This is a genomic window from Microbulbifer sp. ABE4_465, assembly GCF_056160765.1.
Map to the genome: position 1 here is coordinate 66,013 of NZ_JBSWXV010000004.1, position 16,141 is coordinate 82,153.

General features: G+C 57.5%; 17 protein-coding genes. 11 read left to right on the forward strand and 6 right to left on the reverse strand.

Annotated elements, in window-relative coordinates; genetic code table 11:
• Nucleotides 1–34: 34 nt before the first annotated feature.
• Nucleotides 35–436 carry a hypothetical protein gene (locus ACXAG1_RS08905; RefSeq protein WP_231758916.1) on the forward strand — a complete coding sequence of 134 codons (402 nt, stop codon included), beginning with the start codon at nucleotides 35–37 and terminating at the stop codon, nucleotides 434–436.
• A 33-nt stretch (nucleotides 437–469) separates the two neighbouring features.
• Nucleotides 470–859, forward strand: coding sequence for a c-type cytochrome (locus ACXAG1_RS08910; RefSeq protein WP_475119519.1), 390 nt, complete (start codon nucleotides 470–472; stop codon nucleotides 857–859).
• Between the two features lie 91 nt (nucleotides 860–950).
• Here the strand turns inward: ACXAG1_RS08910 and ACXAG1_RS08915 are convergent, their stop codons facing one another.
• The 3 genes from ACXAG1_RS08915 to ACXAG1_RS08925 form a co-directional block, all read right to left on the reverse strand.
• Entirely contained in the window at nucleotides 951–1,862 is a 912-nt protein-coding gene (locus ACXAG1_RS08915; protein ID WP_475091344.1) for a dimethylarginine dimethylaminohydrolase family protein, read from the reverse strand.
• A 224-nt stretch (nucleotides 1,863–2,086) separates the two neighbouring features.
• The gene (locus ACXAG1_RS08920; protein WP_475119520.1) at nucleotides 2,087–3,343 is read right to left on the reverse strand and encodes a Zn-dependent hydrolase; all 1,257 of its coding nucleotides are present in this window, start codon (nucleotides 3,341–3,343) and stop codon (nucleotides 2,087–2,089) included.
• A gap of 182 nt (nucleotides 3,344–3,525) precedes the next feature.
• On the reverse strand, nucleotides 3,526–4,080 hold the full coding sequence (locus ACXAG1_RS08925) for a gamma carbonic anhydrase family protein (RefSeq protein WP_475119521.1): 555 nt from the start codon (nucleotides 4,078–4,080) through the stop codon (nucleotides 3,526–3,528).
• Nucleotides 4,081–4,229: 149 nt separating this feature from the next.
• Between ACXAG1_RS08925 and ACXAG1_RS08930 the strand changes: the two genes are divergently transcribed.
• Genes ACXAG1_RS08930 through ACXAG1_RS08940 form a run of 3 tightly spaced genes read left to right on the forward strand, consistent with a single transcriptional unit; the run spans nucleotide 4,230 to nucleotide 7,400 of the window.
• Complete coding sequence (locus ACXAG1_RS08930; RefSeq protein ID WP_475119522.1) at nucleotides 4,230–6,278, forward strand: M3 family metallopeptidase; 2,049 nt, start codon at nucleotides 4,230–4,232, stop codon at nucleotides 6,276–6,278.
• A gap of 23 nt (nucleotides 6,279–6,301) precedes the next feature.
• Nucleotides 6,302–6,562 (forward strand): YheV family putative zinc ribbon protein, encoded by a 261-nt coding sequence (locus tag ACXAG1_RS08935; RefSeq protein WP_475004272.1) that lies wholly within the window; start codon nucleotides 6,302–6,304, stop codon nucleotides 6,560–6,562.
• 31 nt (nucleotides 6,563–6,593) lie between these two features.
• Nucleotides 6,594–7,400, forward strand: a complete 807-nt coding sequence (locus tag ACXAG1_RS08940; RefSeq protein ID WP_475091348.1) for a hypothetical protein — start codon at nucleotides 6,594–6,596, stop codon at nucleotides 7,398–7,400.
• Between the two features lie 48 nt (nucleotides 7,401–7,448).
• Here ACXAG1_RS08940 and ACXAG1_RS08945 read toward each other — a convergent pair whose 3' ends face one another.
• Entirely contained in the window at nucleotides 7,449–8,108 is a 660-nt protein-coding gene (locus tag ACXAG1_RS08945; protein ID WP_475004270.1) for a hypothetical protein, read from the reverse strand.
• A 138-nt stretch (nucleotides 8,109–8,246) separates the two neighbouring features.
• Entirely contained in the window at nucleotides 8,247–9,605 is a 1,359-nt protein-coding gene (locus ACXAG1_RS08950) for an MATE family efflux transporter (protein WP_475119523.1), read from the reverse strand.
• 418 nt (nucleotides 9,606–10,023) lie between these two features.
• Between ACXAG1_RS08950 and coxB the strand changes: the two genes are divergently transcribed.
• The 4 genes from coxB to ACXAG1_RS08970 are packed head-to-tail and all read left to right on the forward strand — an operon-like array spanning nucleotide 10,024 to nucleotide 14,250.
• Nucleotides 10,024–11,184 carry a cytochrome c oxidase subunit II gene (gene coxB / locus ACXAG1_RS08955; RefSeq protein ID WP_475091350.1) on the forward strand — a complete coding sequence of 387 codons (1,161 nt, stop codon included), beginning with the start codon at nucleotides 10,024–10,026 and terminating at the stop codon, nucleotides 11,182–11,184.
• A gap of 24 nt (nucleotides 11,185–11,208) precedes the next feature.
• The gene (gene ctaD / locus ACXAG1_RS08960) at nucleotides 11,209–12,759 is read left to right on the forward strand and encodes a cytochrome c oxidase subunit I (protein WP_475091351.1); all 1,551 of its coding nucleotides are present in this window, start codon (nucleotides 11,209–11,211) and stop codon (nucleotides 12,757–12,759) included.
• A 21-nt stretch (nucleotides 12,760–12,780) separates the two neighbouring features.
• The gene (locus ACXAG1_RS08965) at nucleotides 12,781–13,353 is read left to right on the forward strand and encodes a cytochrome c oxidase assembly protein (protein WP_043319827.1); all 573 of its coding nucleotides are present in this window, start codon (nucleotides 12,781–12,783) and stop codon (nucleotides 13,351–13,353) included.
• Nucleotides 13,354–13,359: 6 nt separating this feature from the next.
• A complete protein-coding gene (locus ACXAG1_RS08970) occupies nucleotides 13,360–14,250 on the forward strand; it encodes a cytochrome c oxidase subunit 3 (RefSeq protein ID WP_475091353.1) in 891 nt (296 codons plus the stop codon).
• A gap of 50 nt (nucleotides 14,251–14,300) precedes the next feature.
• Here ACXAG1_RS08970 and ACXAG1_RS08975 read toward each other — a convergent pair whose 3' ends face one another.
• On the reverse strand, nucleotides 14,301–14,525 hold the full coding sequence (locus tag ACXAG1_RS08975; RefSeq protein WP_475091354.1) for a DUF2909 domain-containing protein: 225 nt from the start codon (nucleotides 14,523–14,525) through the stop codon (nucleotides 14,301–14,303).
• Between the two features lie 33 nt (nucleotides 14,526–14,558).
• Between ACXAG1_RS08975 and ACXAG1_RS08980 the strand changes: the two genes are divergently transcribed.
• Nucleotides 14,559–15,392: an SURF1 family protein gene (locus ACXAG1_RS08980; protein ID WP_475119524.1), complete on the forward strand. Its 834-nt coding sequence runs from the start codon at nucleotides 14,559–14,561 to the stop codon at nucleotides 15,390–15,392.
• Between the two features lie 84 nt (nucleotides 15,393–15,476).
• Nucleotides 15,477–16,127, forward strand: a complete 651-nt coding sequence (locus ACXAG1_RS08985; protein ID WP_475119525.1) for an SCO family protein — start codon at nucleotides 15,477–15,479, stop codon at nucleotides 16,125–16,127.
• Nucleotides 16,128–16,141 lie beyond the last annotated feature (14 nt).

Consider the following 16,141-nt stretch of genomic DNA (forward strand, 5'->3'; position numbering starts at 1 on the left):
TCCTGGCGAGGCGCAAGAAAATCGGGGGATGTTTATGCGCGAATTTATAAAAAATCTTTCCATCTGTTTTGCCGCCGGCGGTATAGCCGGGCTGGGTTACGCGCTCGGTCTGTGGGCGCTGGGCCACTATGGTATTACCCGCGCGCTGTCGGTCGATATCGCGCCGCACCTTTCCAACGCCTATATTTACCAACGGGTTGTGTGGGGCGGAATCTGCGGTCTGATTTTCCTGCTGCCCTGGCGCAAAAGCTGGATTACCCGCGGCTTTCTGCTTTCGCTGATTCCCGCGGGAATTCTGTTGCTGGTGTTGCTGCCGATGCGTGGTCTGGGTATCGGTGCGCTGGCGCTGGGTACCCTGACGCCACTGGTGATTGTTCTGGCCTGTGCGGCGGGGGGCATTGCCGGGTCGGGGTGGCTGCGCGCGCAGGGGAAATAATTCCGTAAAGTTTCTGGAAACAGGGTACTCCGTATGAAAGGCAAACGAACCATCGGTATATTGCTGGCGACCCTCTCGCTGGGATCCGTGGCCTCGGAGGAGGAGACCCGTGATCTGATCGGGCTGGGTGCGCTCACTTTTGCTGACAACTGCATAAAGTGTCACAAGATTGATGGCTATGGTGAGGAGGCGTTGTACCCCTCTCTGCACGATCCCGCTCTACTGGCAAATAAAAAGCTGCTGGTCGAGACGCTGCTGCACGGGCGTTCGGCACCGCGCCGCAATGGCGGTGAGGAAGATCTGATGCCGCCATTGGAATTTCTGACGGACCGCGAGATCGCGGCAATCATTGCGTTTATCACCAATACCTGGGGAGATCAGGTGTTGCTGGTAAGCGAAGAAGAGGTCAAGGCGGCGCGATGATTCCCGCTGTGCCGTCGGTGCAGAGTACGATGTTGCTGTGCAGATAGAAAAGGTCGGCCGTAGAGCCGACCTTTTTTGTGAGATCCGGGCGTTAAGCCGGCTTTCTGGCGAGCGGCTGGCACATGCAGTGTACACCGCCACCGCCGGCGGTGATCATGGAGATATCCGGGTCGATCACTTGCAGACCGTGGGCACGGCACTTTTCTTTCAGTTCGGTGTTGTCGGCGGGGAGCATGACGCGGTCGTTGCCCAGCGCCACCACGTTCACACCCAGTTCCATCACCTGCGGGTAGGAGATGTCGATAATCTCGAAGTTGCGGGATTTGAACCACTGCACCAGTTCCGGCTCCACCGCATCCACGCACACTGCCACGAGTTTTTCTGCGAGCGCCGCTACCAGTACGTCGATATGCAGGAAATAGGGGTCGAATTCGTAGCCTTTTACTTCCCAGCCTTCTTTTTCGATCCAGCTTTTCATCTGGTTGAAGCCCTGGGGTGAGGTGCGTTCGCCGCTGTAGCCGCACAGGATGACGCCAGGTTCGAGCACCATAAAGTCGCCGCCTTCGAGGCTGCCGGCGGTGATGATGTCGTAAATCGGAATATCCAGCTTCTGGTAGGTTTTGACCACGTCGACCCATTCGCCGCGGCGCCAGGGGGAGTACATCTGGGTGACGATGGGGCCCCAGGGGGTCATGACACTGCTGTCGCGGGCGTAGAGCTGATAGGGGAGGTTGCTGTCGGCGGGCAGCAGGTGGGTGGTGACGCCGGCGTGTTTGTAGGCGTCGAGCATTTCCTGGTGCTGGGCTTTGGCGATAGCGGGGTCGAACTGGCGGCCGAGGCGCACGGAGCGGCGGCTGGCGGCGTTGCCCATCTGCCAGGTGTAGTTGTCGATGGGGCCAACGAGCAGGTCGGTGAGAACGCCGTATTCGGAGTCGATGCCCCAGTTTTTCAGCGGCGCTGTGTTGCCGTTTTCGTTGCGGTGTTTGTAGGTAAATTCGGTCATGGTGGTTCTCGAGCTTTTACTGAACCCTGTTTAGGGCCCGGTGGCGCGGCCACTGCCGGTGACTATTTGCTAGACACGCCGTGAACCCATCCCTGGGGGCTCTTCCGCGAGGTCCCTCTCGCGGAAGGTCTAGCAAATAGTCACCGGCAGCAGCCGCTTCGCATTAAAGTTTCTTACTTCGTTAAGTCGCAGGGTGGATAAGCGCAGCGCATCCACCAATCCGGTTAGCCTGGGTTTGCCATTTTCAACATCGCGTGCAGCAGCACATTCGCGCCGGCTTCCAGATCTTTCGGTTCCGCATTTTCCGCTTCGTTATGACTCAGGCCTTTTTCACAGGGCACGAAGATCATGCTGGTGGGGGCTACGCGGGAGATGTACACGGAGTCGTGGCCGGCGCCGGAGACCATTTCCTTGTTGCTGTAGCCGAGATCGGCGACGGCGCTGCGTACGGCTTCGACGCATTTTGTATCGAAGGCGACGGCGGGGGAGCGCCATTCTTCGCGGATTTCGTGTTCGAGGCCGGTTTCTTCGGCGACGCTGGCGGCGATTTCGCGGAAGCGTTGGTCCATGGCGTCGAGGGTTTTCTGGTCCGGGTGGCGGAGGTCGACGGCGAGGGCGAGTTTTTCCGGGACGGTGTTGCGGCTGCCGGGCTCGACGCGGATGTCACCGAAGGTGGCTCTTGCCCAGGGGGCGTGTTCTTCGGCGAGTTTGTAGAGTTGGTCGAGGATGCGGTGCAGGCCCATAAACGGGTCGCGGCGGCCTTCCATGGGGCTGGGGCCGGCGTGGCAGGGTTGGCCGATCAGGGTGAGGTCGTACCAGTTCATGCCCTGGACGCCGCTCAATACGCCGATGGTTTTTTCTTCGGCCTCGAGAATGGGGCCCTGTTCGATGTGGACTTCAAATGCGGCGGCGAGGGGGCGCGGTTTGGCGGGGGCCTGGCCCTTGTAGCCGATGCGTTCCAGTTCTGCGCCGAACGTTTTGCCTTCCTTGTCCTGGCGGGCGTAGGCGTAGTCGAGGTCGAATTCGCCGGCCCAGACGCCGGAGCCGATCATGGCGGGAGAGAAGCGGGCGCCCTCTTCGTTGGTCCACACGGCCACTTCAATAGGGGCTTCGGTTTCCACATTGGCGTCGTTGAGGGAGCGGATGACTTCGAGGCCGGAGAGTACGCCGTAAACACCATCGAACTTGCCGCCGGTGGGCTGGGTGTCGAGGTGGGAGCCGGTCAGTACCGGGGGCAGGTCCGGCCCGTTTTTACAACCAGTGCCGGGGCGCTGGGCGAAGATATTGCCCATTTCATCGACGGTGACGCTGCAGCCGGCGCCTTCGCACCATTTCACAAACAGGTCACGGCCCTGTTTGTCGAGGTCGGTAAGGGCCTGGCGGTTGCAGCCGCCTTTTGGTGTGGCGCCGATCTGCGCCATATCCATCAGGGAGCCCCACAGGCGCTGGCCGTTGATACGCAGTTGCCGGTAGTCGTTCATCGAGTCGTCCAAAAGCAAAAGTTATTGTTTACGCGCGTTTTGTGTATCAGGTTCCGTACATCAGGTTTAGTACAGATGCTGAATACATTTTGACGCGGGGCAGAACTTCTGATTGTTGAACTCGGTCGACGCGCGCGGTGATCCTGCGGAATCAGCGCGCGCTATGTGCAGTTACTGCAGTATCAATCGGCGAGGTACTCGTCTTTGAGCTTCACATAATTACCGGCGGTATAGGTAAAGAAAGACTTCTCTTTCTCGGTCAGCGGCCGCGCCTGTTTCGCCGGTGAACCCACATACAGATAACCGCTTTCCAGCCGCTTCCCCGGCGGCACCAGCGCGCCGGCGGCCAGAACCACTTCGTCCTCGATCACCGCGCCGTCCAGCACGATGGCGCCAATCCCGATCAGCACCCGATTGCCCACGGTACAGCCATGCAGGCAGGCCTTGTGGCCGATGGTGACGTCTTCACCGATGGTCAGCGGCCAGCCGCCCTCGTTGAAATCACTGGCGTGGGTGATATGCAGTACCGAGCCGTCCTGCACGCTGGTGCGGGCGCCGATGCGCACCCGGTGCATATCGCCGCGGATTACGGTCATCGGCCACACGGAGCAGTCGTCGCCCAGTTCAACGTCGCCAATCACCGTGCACTGGGGGTCGATAAAAACCCGCTCGCCAAGCTTGGGGCTGTGGCCGCGGTGTTCGCGCAGGGTGTGTTCGGTTGAATCCAACTTGGACAAGGTTGACCTCCGGCTTTTGGTGCTAGGTGCTTTGATGCAAGGTGCTGTGGTGCAAGGTGTTCGCGCAATCCACTAGAATAATCGGCATATGTTAACCCGTCCCCGCGATCCATGCGCCGCTGCCGATCGCCCTGCGACAAGGAATCCCGATGTCTGATACTTCCTCCGCGAACCCGCTGCTGACCGCGCCAGTACTGCCTCCCTTCGATACCATCAAGCCGCAACACGCCGAGCCCGCGATTGCTGAACTGATCGCCAAATGCCGCGAACAGCTGCAATCCTGCCTGAATAATGCCGGTGGCGAGCCGAGCTGGGATGAAACCATGGCACCCCTGGAGGAGGCCCAGGATTCCCTGAGCAAGGCGTTTTCACCGGTTTCACACCTGAACAGCGTACTGAGCGGCGACTGGCGTGCGCCCTACGAGGCGTGCCTGGCGCAGGTGACCGAGTACTGGACCGAGCTGGGGCAGAACCCGGAGTTGTACGCGGTATACCGCGCCCTGGCTAAGTCCCCGGATTTCGCCAACTGGCCACAGGCGCGCAAGCAGGCGGTGCGCCACGGCCTGCGGGATATGCATCTCGGCGGTGTGGCGCTGGAGGGCGAAAAGCGCGAGCGCTACGCTGCCATCAGCAAGCGGCTGGCGGAGCTCAAGAGCAAGTTTGCCAACAACGTGCTGGATGCCACCAACGCCTGGAGCCTGACAGTCGCCGACGAGGCCGAGCTGGCGGGTATCCCCGAATCCGCGCTGGCCTCGGCGAAGGCACTGGCGGAATCAAAGGGCGAACAGGGCTGGCGACTGACGCTGGATGGCCCCTGCTTTCTGGCAGTGATGACCCACGCGGAGAATCGCGAGCTGCGCCACAAGATGCACTACGGGTTTATCACCCGCGCCTCGGATGTGGGTCCCAATGCCGGCGAGTTCGATAACGCCAATGTGATGGCGGAGATCCTGTCCCTGCGCGCCGAGCAGGCGCACCTGCTGGGTATGGCCAATTACGCGGAGCGCTCCCTGGCGAGCAAGATGGCGGGTTCGACCGACGAAGTGGAGACTTTCCTGCGGGATCTGGCCAAGCGCGCCAGGCCCGCCGCGGTGAAGGAGTTCACGGAGCTGCAGGCGTTTGCGGCCGATGAACTGGGCCTCGACAAACTGCAGCCCTGGGACGTGGCCTGGGCGGCAGAGAAGCTCAAGCAATCCCGCTATGCCGTCAGCCAGGAAGACCTGCGCCCGTATTTCCCCTATCCGAAGGTGCTGTGCGGCCTGTTTGCGGTGGCGGAAAAGCTGTTTGGGGTGGTGGCGGAGCGGGACGACAGCGTGCCCAGCTACCACGAAGATGTGCATTTCTACTGGCTGAAGCGCGGCGGTGAGCCCATCGCCGGCTTCTATCTCGACCCTTATGCCCGCGAGAAAAAGCGCGGCGGCGCCTGGATGGACGACGCGCGGGTGCGCCGCCAGACATTGGCGGGCCTGCAGTTGCCGGTGGCCTATCTGGTGTGCAATTTTTCTAGCCCATCACAAGACAAGCCGGCGCTGCTGACCCACTACGAGGTCACCACACTGTTCCACGAATTTGGCCACGGCCTGCACCATATGCTCACCCAGGTGGATGTGGCGGCGGTGTCCGGGATTAATGGGGTGGCCTGGGATGCGGTGGAGCTGCCCAGCCAGTTTCTGGAGAACTGGTGCTGGGAACCGCAAGCGCTGGCGATGATTTCCGGGCATTTTGAGACGGGGCAGCCCCTGCCGCAGGCATTATTGGATAAAATGCTCGCCGCAAAGAACTTCCAGTCCGCCATGTTCACCGTGCGCCAGCTGGAATTTGCCCTGTTCGACTTTCTGCTGCACTCGCGCCCGGAAGGCGCCAACGCGGATGAGATCCAGCGCCTGATCAACGAGGTGCGGGCCAAGGTGTCGGTGGTGCCGGTGTCCCCGGACAACCGCTTCCAGAACAGCTTCAGCCATATTTTTGCCGGCGGCTACGCGGCGGGATACTACAGCTACAAGTGGGCGGAAGTGCTGAGTGCGGATGCGTTTTCACTGTTCGAGGAGACCGGCATTTTCGATCCGGCCACGGGCAATAAATTTCTCGCCACCGTACTGGAGCAGGGTGGCAGTCGCGATGCGCAGGACCTGTTCACGGAATTTCGTGGCCGGGCCCCTAAAATTGACGCGCTGCTGCGCCACTCCGGTATCGAATAGCGCGGCAAGTAACGAGGTATATTTTGAGCGACGAATTTGAAAAGCCTGTGAAGCGCCGGTTTATTGCCGGCGCCGTCTGTCCGCGCTGTAGCGAAATGGACAAGATCGTCAATTACAAACAGGGTGACAAGAATTATCGTGAGTGCGTGGCGTGTGGTTTCAAAGATGAAATTCGGCTACAGGCATCACCGCGGGAACTGGATACCCGTGTAAATCAAACCGAAGACAGGGAAGTGGAAGTAACGGCAGTGAAAATCTTACTGCCCCCGAACGATAAAAAATAATCCACAAAATCACTTCTCAGAAGCCAGGCTCTTGAAAAAAATCTATCCCCTGATCGCCCTGGCGATCGTTCTCGTCATTGCCGGTCTCTATGGACTGGATCACTATCGCGAAGTTCGTGAACAGCAGCAGGCGACGACCGCGCATCTGATTACCCGCTGCGTCAATCAGGGCTTGCTATCACTGTATGCGTTGCAGGCAAATGACTGGAACAAAAAGCCCAAACTACTAGATAGGGAAACCGAGCGTTTGCGGGAGCGGGTGGCGGCATTACCGGATGCGGTATACGAGGGGAAACCCTATGCCGACTGGCAGGGCGCTCTGGAGGTATGTGATCGCCTGACGGTGAACAGTAATCGTCAACACAAAACCATATTCCGCTCACTTGCGGAAATGGCGAAAAAAGAAATCTGGGATCTGGATACGGCAAAAAGTGAGCCGTTTCAGGAGCGCCGGAAAAAAGCCATTTATCGTTCAAAGGTTGCCGCAGAAGCCGCGGACCGCTATCTCGATGATCTGCAGGCAGATGTAAAACGACTGCTGGACGTCAGCCGGGTTTCACCGGAAGCGCGCGCGCTGACCGAGCAGCAGCTACAGGAATATATATTTAAGAAATACCGCAAGGGTCGCTTCAGCAAACGCCGGGTACTGCAGTATCTGGAGCGACAGGAAGCCTTTTATCAATTGCTGACGGACAACCCGAAAGGGTTCACCTTGCGCGGTGGAAGTCTGTTTTTCTACAACAAAAAGTTGCACCGCAAGGCCGACGACCTGAATCGTTCCCTGCTGCACGGTGAGTCGGACTTTTTCGCCAACTGGCGGCAGATCGTAGAGCAGTAAAGATCGGCGACTGCAGCGGCAAGAAATAATAGACCCGGCCAGATGTGATCAGTGTGAAAGATCAATCTGTCGGTTCAGGGTGGGGGCACGCAATTCAATTTGCATGTGGTTGGCGAAATCCGGCCACTCACCGGGCACATCTTCAAATCGCTGCTTGTAAAGGATCATCGATACCAGCCGCGCGGGGTCCAGTTCGGCGGGTTCAAAACGCTGCAACAGCACTTCGGCCAGATCATCCAGCTGGCAGGCCAGGGTTTCGCCCAATAATTCACGCACAACCAGGTTCGCCACCATCGGGTCCATTGGCAGCAGCGGGGTACCGCATACCGGCTGCAGGATGTCGTTGATTTCTTCCATTATCCGGTGGGTGAGGTACGCCTCATCGAGAATAGAGCCGAGCCCGTGTTCCTGGGGCTGGCGCTCGGGTATTTCTCCAAAGCTGTGCACGATCAGATCCCTGACCGGGAGAAAGTCGAGCCCGCCGGCATCACACAGCTGCTCCATGCGCTCGAGCCACGAGGGAATCACCTGGATATAGCGGATCACAAAACAGGTAATGTGCAGCGGGGCATCCCGCTGCGGCAAATGGATGCTGCGGTGCAGGTTCGGCAGTGTGTTGTGCAGTGAGCGTCGAAAACGACTGCGGGCCTGCTCTGCGGCCACGGCCCGTTCGATGCACTGTTGGATCAGGTGGTAATGGTCGGACATACGTCAAAACGAAAACGGCGAAACCGCGTCCTCGTTTCTTTGTTCGCCATTCCCCCGTTTGGACCCGTGAGCGGGTTCAAATTAGTGAGCGGACAAGACTGCTTAACGATGGAAGTGGAATCGGTACCGTAGCTCCAGTTACAGCCAAACTTTGTTTTTAGTGTAGTAGTAAAAATAGACCATCAATCCGGTTGATCGTGCGCCAAACCACAAAAAAAGGCTGAACCAGATGCCAGCATTGCCCAAATGTCGAGTCATCCACCAAGTTGCTATGAACACCATCACGGAAGCGACAAACATGGTATTCCGCATCTGCCGGCTTTTACCTGCGCCGATGAAAACTCCGTCCAGCTGATAGCTCCACACTGCAACCAGGGGCAACGCACATAGCCACGGGTAGTAGCTTGCCGTTGCCGACAGTACCGCGGGGATATCGGTAAATAACGGCAAAATCCAGAACTTTCCGGTAACCAAAATGCCCGTGATTACCAGCGCCGTCACCAGTGCCCAGGTGCCGGCGGCGCGGTTGGTCCGCTGGAATTGCTCCATCGAACCACGCCGCACCGCGCGACCAACGAGGGATTCGGTGGCGTGGGCAAAGCCGTCCAGGGCGTAAGACGTGATCATCAGTAGCTGCAGAAGGATCGCGTTGGCCGCCAGTATGGTGTCGCCCTGGGCCGCGCCCTGGGCGGTGAAAAAGGTCAGGGTAAACAGCAGCAGGCAGGTGCGCACAAACAGATCGCCGTTGATGCGCAGCAGTTCCAACCACGGCGCCGTCTTTTGCCATGGCCAGAAGGCGGCGCTCCGCAATACTTCTCCCATCTCGTTGCGTGCATCCCGGTGGCGCAAACCCAGCAGCCACCAGCCCAGGCAGAAACTGCACAGGTCTGCGCAAACCGAAGCCCAGGCGGCGCCGCGCGCGCCCATCCCCAGCCCCAGAATCAACAGCAGATCCAGCGCGATATTCAGCAGGTTGGCAGTGACCAGTATCGCCAGCGGAGCGCGGCTGTCCTGGCGTCCGATAAAAAATCCCAGCAGGGCAAAGTTGGCAAGCGCTAACGGCGCGCTCAACAGGCGGATCTGCAGATAGTCGCGCGCGTGGGGCGTGGCCTCGGTACTGGCGTTCATCCACTGGGTGATCAGTGGCAGCAGCGGCGAGGCGAGCAGAAGCAACAGGGCGCCGAGGGCGAGTGCCAGCACCAGTGCGCGCAGTAACCACGCCGCGCCGCTATCGCTGGCGCGGGCCACCAGCCCGGTCGTGCCCATGCGCAAAAATCCAAAAGCCCACAGCAACATGGAAATCACGCTGGCGCCAATGGCGACGCCGGAAAGATATTCCGGGCTGGACAGGTGGCCGAGCACGGCGGTATCTACTGCGCCCAGAAGTGGCACGGTGATGTTGCTCAGAATCATGGGCCAGGCGAGATGCCAGACCCGCAGATAGGGAGCGGCGTTTCGGCGTGAAAAGACACTGGAGAGCGCCGATGAATTTTTCATGTAAGTTGGCGTTTCAATTGACTTTCTTCTGGCGATGTGTTTCTTTTGAAAGTGCTAGATGCGACAAAAAGACACAGGTTGTTGGTTGTACCTTCCGGGCGGCGACATCTGAAGTAAAAATAACAAGTTGCACTGACAGCAGTATCGCGCAGTTGAGGTCCTCGCCCGGTGTGCGAACAGTGTATGTAGTCTTGGTTTACTACAGCGTATCCACACGTTCACGTGTGGGTGTGTTCCCGATTTTCCGATCGGGGCAGTCTCCATCCTCGGAACAGCCAGCCGCTGTTTACGGGTTTTGCTATTTTGTGGTTTGCGATGCCGCGACCGCGCACGGTTATTTTTCCGTGGCGCAAGGCCGTAGCGATCAAACCGCAGGAAGCGGGCTCGCGAGAATAACAAACATGGAGATCTGCAGGCGATGTTGATGGGCTTCAAACGGCTGTTCGCCTTCCTGACCATCTCGGCAATTGCACCCGCTGCGCTCGCGCAGGAGGCTTCTGAGAAGGCCTCGGAGGAAGTGCAACGCTGGGGGGTCAATATGACCCAGGGGGTAACCGAGGTTTCCCGTACCACTTACGATCTTCACATGCTGATCTTCTGGATCTGTGTGGTGATCGGCGTAGCGGTATTCGGGGTGATGTTCTACAGCATGTGGCGTCACCGCAAAAGCAAGGGCTACAAGGCCGCACAGTTTCACGAAAGTCTCGGAGTGGAACTGGCCTGGACCATTGTCCCTACCCTGATTCTTATCGGCATGGCGATCCCCGCCACCAAAACCCTCTACGATATCTACGACACCAAGGAAGCCGATCTCGACATCATGATCACCGGCTACCAGTGGAAGTGGAAATACGACTACCTGGGTTCCGATGTCTCTTTCTTCTCCAATCTCTCCACGCCCCAGTCGCAGATTCAAAATCAGCAACCGAAAACGGTGAACTACCTGCTTGAGGTAGACGAGCCGCTGGTGGTGCCGGTGAATAAAAAAATCCGCTTCCTGATTACCGCCAACGACGTGATCCACGCCTGGTGGGTACCGGATCTGGCGGTGAAGAAAGATGCGATCCCGGGCTTTGTAAATGAATCCTGGACCCGCATCGATGAGCCCGGCATTTACCGCGGCCAGTGTGCGGAACTCTGCGGTAAGGACCACGGTTTTATGCCGATCGTGGTCAAGGCGGTGCCGGAAGATGAATACCATTCCTGGCTCAGCGACCGCGCTGCCGCAGCCGCGCGCATCAAGGAACTGACCAACAAAACGTTCACCTTCGACGAGCTGTACGAGCGCGGCGAGAAAATCTACAACAGTGCCTGTGTGGCGTGCCACCAGGCCAAAGGCCAGGGCATTCCCGGCACCTTCCCGGCCATTGCCGGTTCCAAGGTTGCTACCGGCCCCATGGACGGGCACATGAGCATGGTGGTGAATGGTTCCCCGACCAACCCAGCGATGCAGGCCTTCGGCGCGCAGTTAAGTGAAGTGGACCTGGCCGCGGTCATCACCTATCAGCGCAGTGCCTTCGGCAACAATATGGGCGACACCGTGCAGCCCATCGACATTCTCAATTTCAAGAATAAGTAAGCAGGAGCCGAGAGGAGTTTAGTTATGGCACACGGTCCCAAACCCGGTTTTACCCGCTGGCTCTACACCACTAACCACAAAGACATCGGCTCGATGTATCTGTGGTTCAGTTTTGCGATGTTCCTGCTAGGCGGATGTATGGCGCTGGTTATCCGCGCTGAACTGTTCCAGCCCGGCCTGCAGATTGTGCAGCCGGATTTCTTTAACCAGATGACCACCATGCACGGGCTGATCATGGTGTTCGGTGCGGTGATGCCCGCGTTTGTGGGGCTCGCCAACTGGATGGTGCCGATGATGATCGGCGCTCCGGATATGGCGCTGCCGCGCATGAACAACTGGAGCTTCTGGATTCTGCCGTTCGCCTTCGCGATGCTGGCATCCACGCTGTTTATGGAAGGCGGTGCGCCCAACTTCGGTTGGACATTCTATGCGCCGCTCTCCACCGAATACGCACCGCCCAGTGTGACCTTCTTTATCTTTGCCATTCACATCATGGGTGCCTCTTCGATCATGGGTGCGATCAATATCGTCGCCACCATTCTGAATATGCGCGCACCGGGTATGACCCTGATGAAGATGCCGCTGTTCGTGTGGACCTGGTTGATTACCGCCTACCTGCTGATTGCAGTAATGCCGGTACTCGCCGGTGTGGTGACCATGATGCTGATGGATATCCACTTCGGTACCAGCTTCTTCAGCGCCGCCGGTGGTGGTGACCCGGTACTGTTCCAGCATGTGTTCTGGTTCTTCGGCCACCCCGAGGTGTACATCATGATCCTGCCGGCGTTCGGTATCGTGTCGGCGATCATTCCCACCTTCGCGCGCAAGCCGCTGTTCGGTTACAGCTCCATGGTGTACGCCACCGCGTCCATCGCCTTCCTAAGTTTTATCGTGTGGGCGCACCACATGTTTACCGTGGGCATGCCGATTGCCGGTGAGCTGTTCTTTATGTACGCCACCATGCTGATCGCGGTGCCCACCGGGGTGAAGGTGTTCAACTGGGTGACCACCATGTTCCGCGGCTCGATGACTTTCGAGACGCCCATGCTGTTCTCCATCGCGTTTGTGATCCTGTTTACCCTGGGTGGCTTCTCCGGCCTGATGCTCGCCATCGCGCCGGCGGATTTCCAGTATCACGATACCTACTTTGTGGTGGCGCACTTCCACTATGTGCTGGTGCCCGGCGCCATTTTCTCGATTACCGCCGGCGTCTATTACTGGCTGCCCAAGTGGACCGGGAATATGTACAACGAGACTATGGGCAAGGTGCATTTCTGGATGGCGTTTGTGGGCCTGAACGTGACCTTCTTCCCGATGCATTTTGTCGGCCTCGCTGGTATGCCCCGCCGTATTCCGGATTACGCACTGCAGTTTGCGGACTTTAACCAGATCGCCAGTGTCGGTGCCTTCCTGTTCGGCGCCGCACAGATCGTGTTCCTGTTCAACGTGATTCGCACGGTGCAGGGCGGCAAGAAAGCCACCGATGAAGTGTGGGAAAATCCGGAAGGGCTGGAGTGGAGCGTGCCGTCACCGGCCCCGTACCACACCTTCAGCACGCCACCGGTTGTGCGTTAATTTCCTGTAAGAGTTGACGGTATGTCGCTGAGCGCAAACGCAAAAACCACAGCCAAGCTGCTGACCCTCGCGGTCGGCATGCTCGGCTTTGCGTTGTTCATCATGCCGCCGCTGTACGATGCTTTTTGTGAGATTACCGGCCTGAATGGAAAAACCGGTGGTCGCTACGAGGCGGTGCCTGCCGCGGTGGATACCGAGCGCACGGTGAAAGTACAGTTTGTTGCCAGCCATAACGAAAACATGCCGTGGGAATTCAAGCCCGATACGGTGGAAATCCGAGTGCACCCGGGGGAAGCGGTAGATACCGTGTTCCACGCGCGCAACCCCACCGACCGCGACATGATCGGTCAGGCGATTCCCAGCCTGGTGCCATTCAAGGCCGCCAGCTATTTTCATAAAACCGAATGCTTCTGCTTTAACCAGCAGGCGCTCGCCGCCGGCGAATCCGCCGAACTGGGTCTGCGTTTTATCGTCGATCCGGATCTGCCCGCCGGGGTAAATACCATTACGCTTTCCTACACGCTGTTTGATGTCACGGAAAGAATTGCCAAACAAGCGAACAACAAAAATACCGACTCCGAGCGAGAGGGATAAAAAACTATGGCCACCGAAAGCAGCTACTATGTTCCCGAGCAGTCCCGGCTGCCTATCTTCGCCACCATCGGCATATTCCTGACGGCCTTTGGTGCCGCCACCTGGGTCAATGGCGGCAGCTCGTATATTTTCTTTATCGGCGCCATCGCCATGGCCACGGTGTTGTGGTTCTGGTTTGCGGAAGTCATCAAGGAAAACATGCAGGGCCTCAACAGCGCTCAGCTGAAGCGCTCCTATGTGTGGGGTATGGGCTGGTTTATTTTTTCTGAGGTGATGTTCTTCGCCGCCTTCTTCGGCGCACTCTATTACATCCGCACCTTCTCCCTGCCGTGGCTCGGTGGTGAGGGTGACCGCGGATCATCAAATATGTTGTGGGAGGGTTTCCAGAACACCTGGCCGCTGATGGTTACCCCGGAGCAGGCAGTCAGTGGTGACGCGGCCAAAGTGGTCGGTCCCAAGGGAATTATCGATCCCTGGCACCTGCCGCTGCTTAATACTGTATTGCTGTTAGCGTCCAGTGTGACCGTACATATCGCCCATGTTTATCTGAAAAAGGGCAAGCGCCAGGGCTTTAATCTGTGGCTCACCGCTACCGTGGCACTGGGTATTGCCTTCCTGTTCTTCCAGGTAGAGGAATATCTCGAGGCCTACCAGCAGCTGGGCTTGACTCTGGAATCCGGAATCTACGGCACCACCTTCTTTATGCTCACCGGCTTCCACGGTGCGCACGTGACCCTCGGCACCATCATGTTGTTGATCATGTTGCTGCGCTCGGTGATCGCCCACCACTTCAAGCCGGACGATCACTTTGGTTTCGAAGCGGCCAGCTGGTACTGGCACTTTGTGGATGTGGTCTGGGTCGGTCTGTTTATCTTTGTCTACGTGCTGGGTGCGTAAACAAAAGCTGGCAGGTGGGTGCTTCTAGCATCCACCTGTCTAAATCGAACTTAATATTTATTTGCCCAGGGCGCGGTGTTGGAAAGGATCCCGCTATCAAATCCGTACCAAATAGCGATCAGTAACAATGCCGCCAGAGAGATGCGAATACCCAGCGCATAGAGGGTACGTTTGGATTGTGGCGCGCCCATATCGCGCAACAGGAAAATCAGCGCACTGGTCAGGCTGGCCAGTACGGCGAGAAACAACAACACGATTAGTGCTTTTAGCCACATAATAAAACGCCACTTATTGAAGTATTTATTGGCATGACAGCTCCCCATACATCGCAGCAACACCGCGATCACGCAGTAAAGACCGGGAACGCCGAAAAGGTTACGGAACACGCGGCAGATGGCAAGTCCTCATCGCGCGCCGCCAGTGTAGCATTTATTCGCAACTGGCCCGTCACCCTCCTCAGCCTGTGTTTTTTCCCCATCTTGTTGAGCCTCGGCAACTGGCAGCTCAATCGCGCGGCGGAAAAACAACAGATGCTGGAGCAGATCAATGGGCGACTCTCCGCACAGCCGGTAAATCTGACTGACGCGTCTGCACAGTGGGGAATCCTTAAAGCCTATACGCCCGTACGCTTACTGGGCGTTTATTCAGAAGAGTACTTTTTTCTCGATAATCGCACCCGCAATGGTCGTGTTGGCTACGAAATACTGCAGATTTTTGAAACCGGCAGCAGTGATACAACCAAATCACGCTGGTTGATCAATCGTGGGTGGCTGCCAGCTGGCAGTCGTCGAAGCGAGTTGCCCGAAGTGCGCTATCCACTGGCCGCGAAAGTCATCACCGGCTTTCTTTACCCCGCGCAGCTCAATGGGCAAGGTGGCACGACACCTCAAAGTCGAATTCAGTCCCTGCAAGAATTGAACCCACAGCAACTCATGCTTAACCAACCAATGTGGCAAGTGCGTCTCAGTGTTGATTCAGATACCGCGTTGGTTACTGACTGGCAACTGATCACCACAAGTTCGCCGAAGCACATCGGATACTCGATACAATGGTTCGCGATGGCAGCTACTCTGCTTGTACTTTGGTTGCTTACGGCGACAAACACGCGCCAAATACTGTGTGATAAGTTAAAGAAATCTTAAAAACAGATGTAGTTAAACCAAATCAATAATGAGTGTATTGTGGATTCCGGTCCGCAAATTGCTCCCAATAGTGAGGTACAAGAGGTGACGGAAAGAGTTCAGACCGATAAGGATTCGGAGGTCAATTCGGCAGAGCGTTCGCATCGAATGCTGTCAGGTTCGAGTCGTTTGGCCGGTATTGGTGTCGTTGCTTCTGTAGCGTTACCGATTCTTGCAGCTTACCTCATCTTTTATACCGGTTTAGGTATTCCATCCAACACGGTTAATCAGGGGGAACTCCTAAAACCTGCCAAGAGTGTGGCAGAAATCGAGCTACTGACCCATGATGGCAGTGAGTTGTCACTGGAGCACGAGGCGCTTAGGTGGCGCTACCTGATTATCGGTGATGCTCAGTGTAGCGTTGAATGCGAGAAACTTTTGTACACCACTCGTCAGGTGCATATCCGCTTGGGCGACAAGGCACGTCGTGTGGAACGGATCCTTGTCACTGCCGCGCCATTGAGCGGGGTGCGCCAACGAGATCTCGCCAGCCAACACCCCAAACTCCGCTTCTTCAGCGTTGACCCGCAACAACTGGATCTGTGGCTGGCTGACAGTGACCACGCCGGCCTCGCGCGTCCAAATGCGCTACTTGTGGATCAACAGGGTTACGCGATGATGGTGTACGATAATACCCATACTGGCAACCAATTGCTGAAAGATATCAAACGATTGCTGAAGTACTCCTACGAATAGTAAAGGCTAAAGGA

Excerpts from the sequence above, each read along its gene's own strand:
- ACXAG1_RS08905 (WP_231758916.1), top strand. The coding sequence starts at position 35 with ATGCGCGAATTTATAAAAAATCTTTCCATCTGTTTTGCCGCCGGCGGT.
- ACXAG1_RS08910 (WP_475119519.1), top strand. The coding sequence starts at position 470 with ATGAAAGGCAAACGAACCATCGGTATATTGCTGGCGACCCTCTCGCTG.
- ACXAG1_RS08915 (WP_475091344.1), bottom strand. The coding sequence starts at position 1,862 with ATGACCGAATTTACCTACAAACACCGCAACGAAAACGGCAACACAGCG.
- ACXAG1_RS08920 (WP_475119520.1), bottom strand. The coding sequence starts at position 3,343 with ATGAACGACTACCGGCAACTGCGTATCAACGGCCAGCGCCTGTGGGGC.
- ACXAG1_RS08930 (WP_475119522.1), top strand. The coding sequence starts at position 4,230 with ATGTCTGATACTTCCTCCGCGAACCCGCTGCTGACCGCGCCAGTACTG.
- ACXAG1_RS08945 (WP_475004270.1), bottom strand. The coding sequence starts at position 8,108 with ATGTCCGACCATTACCACCTGATCCAACAGTGCATCGAACGGGCCGTG.
- ACXAG1_RS08950 (WP_475119523.1), bottom strand. The coding sequence starts at position 9,605 with ATGAAAAATTCATCGGCGCTCTCCAGTGTCTTTTCACGCCGAAACGCC.
- coxB (WP_475091350.1), top strand. The coding sequence starts at position 10,024 with ATGTTGATGGGCTTCAAACGGCTGTTCGCCTTCCTGACCATCTCGGCA.
- ctaD (WP_475091351.1), top strand. The coding sequence starts at position 11,209 with ATGGCACACGGTCCCAAACCCGGTTTTACCCGCTGGCTCTACACCACT.
- ACXAG1_RS08965 (WP_043319827.1), top strand. The coding sequence starts at position 12,781 with ATGTCGCTGAGCGCAAACGCAAAAACCACAGCCAAGCTGCTGACCCTC.
- ACXAG1_RS08970 (WP_475091353.1), top strand. The coding sequence starts at position 13,360 with ATGGCCACCGAAAGCAGCTACTATGTTCCCGAGCAGTCCCGGCTGCCT.
- ACXAG1_RS08975 (WP_475091354.1), bottom strand. The coding sequence starts at position 14,525 with ATGTGGCTAAAAGCACTAATCGTGTTGTTGTTTCTCGCCGTACTGGCC.
- ACXAG1_RS08980 (WP_475119524.1), top strand. The coding sequence starts at position 14,559 with ATGACAGCTCCCCATACATCGCAGCAACACCGCGATCACGCAGTAAAG.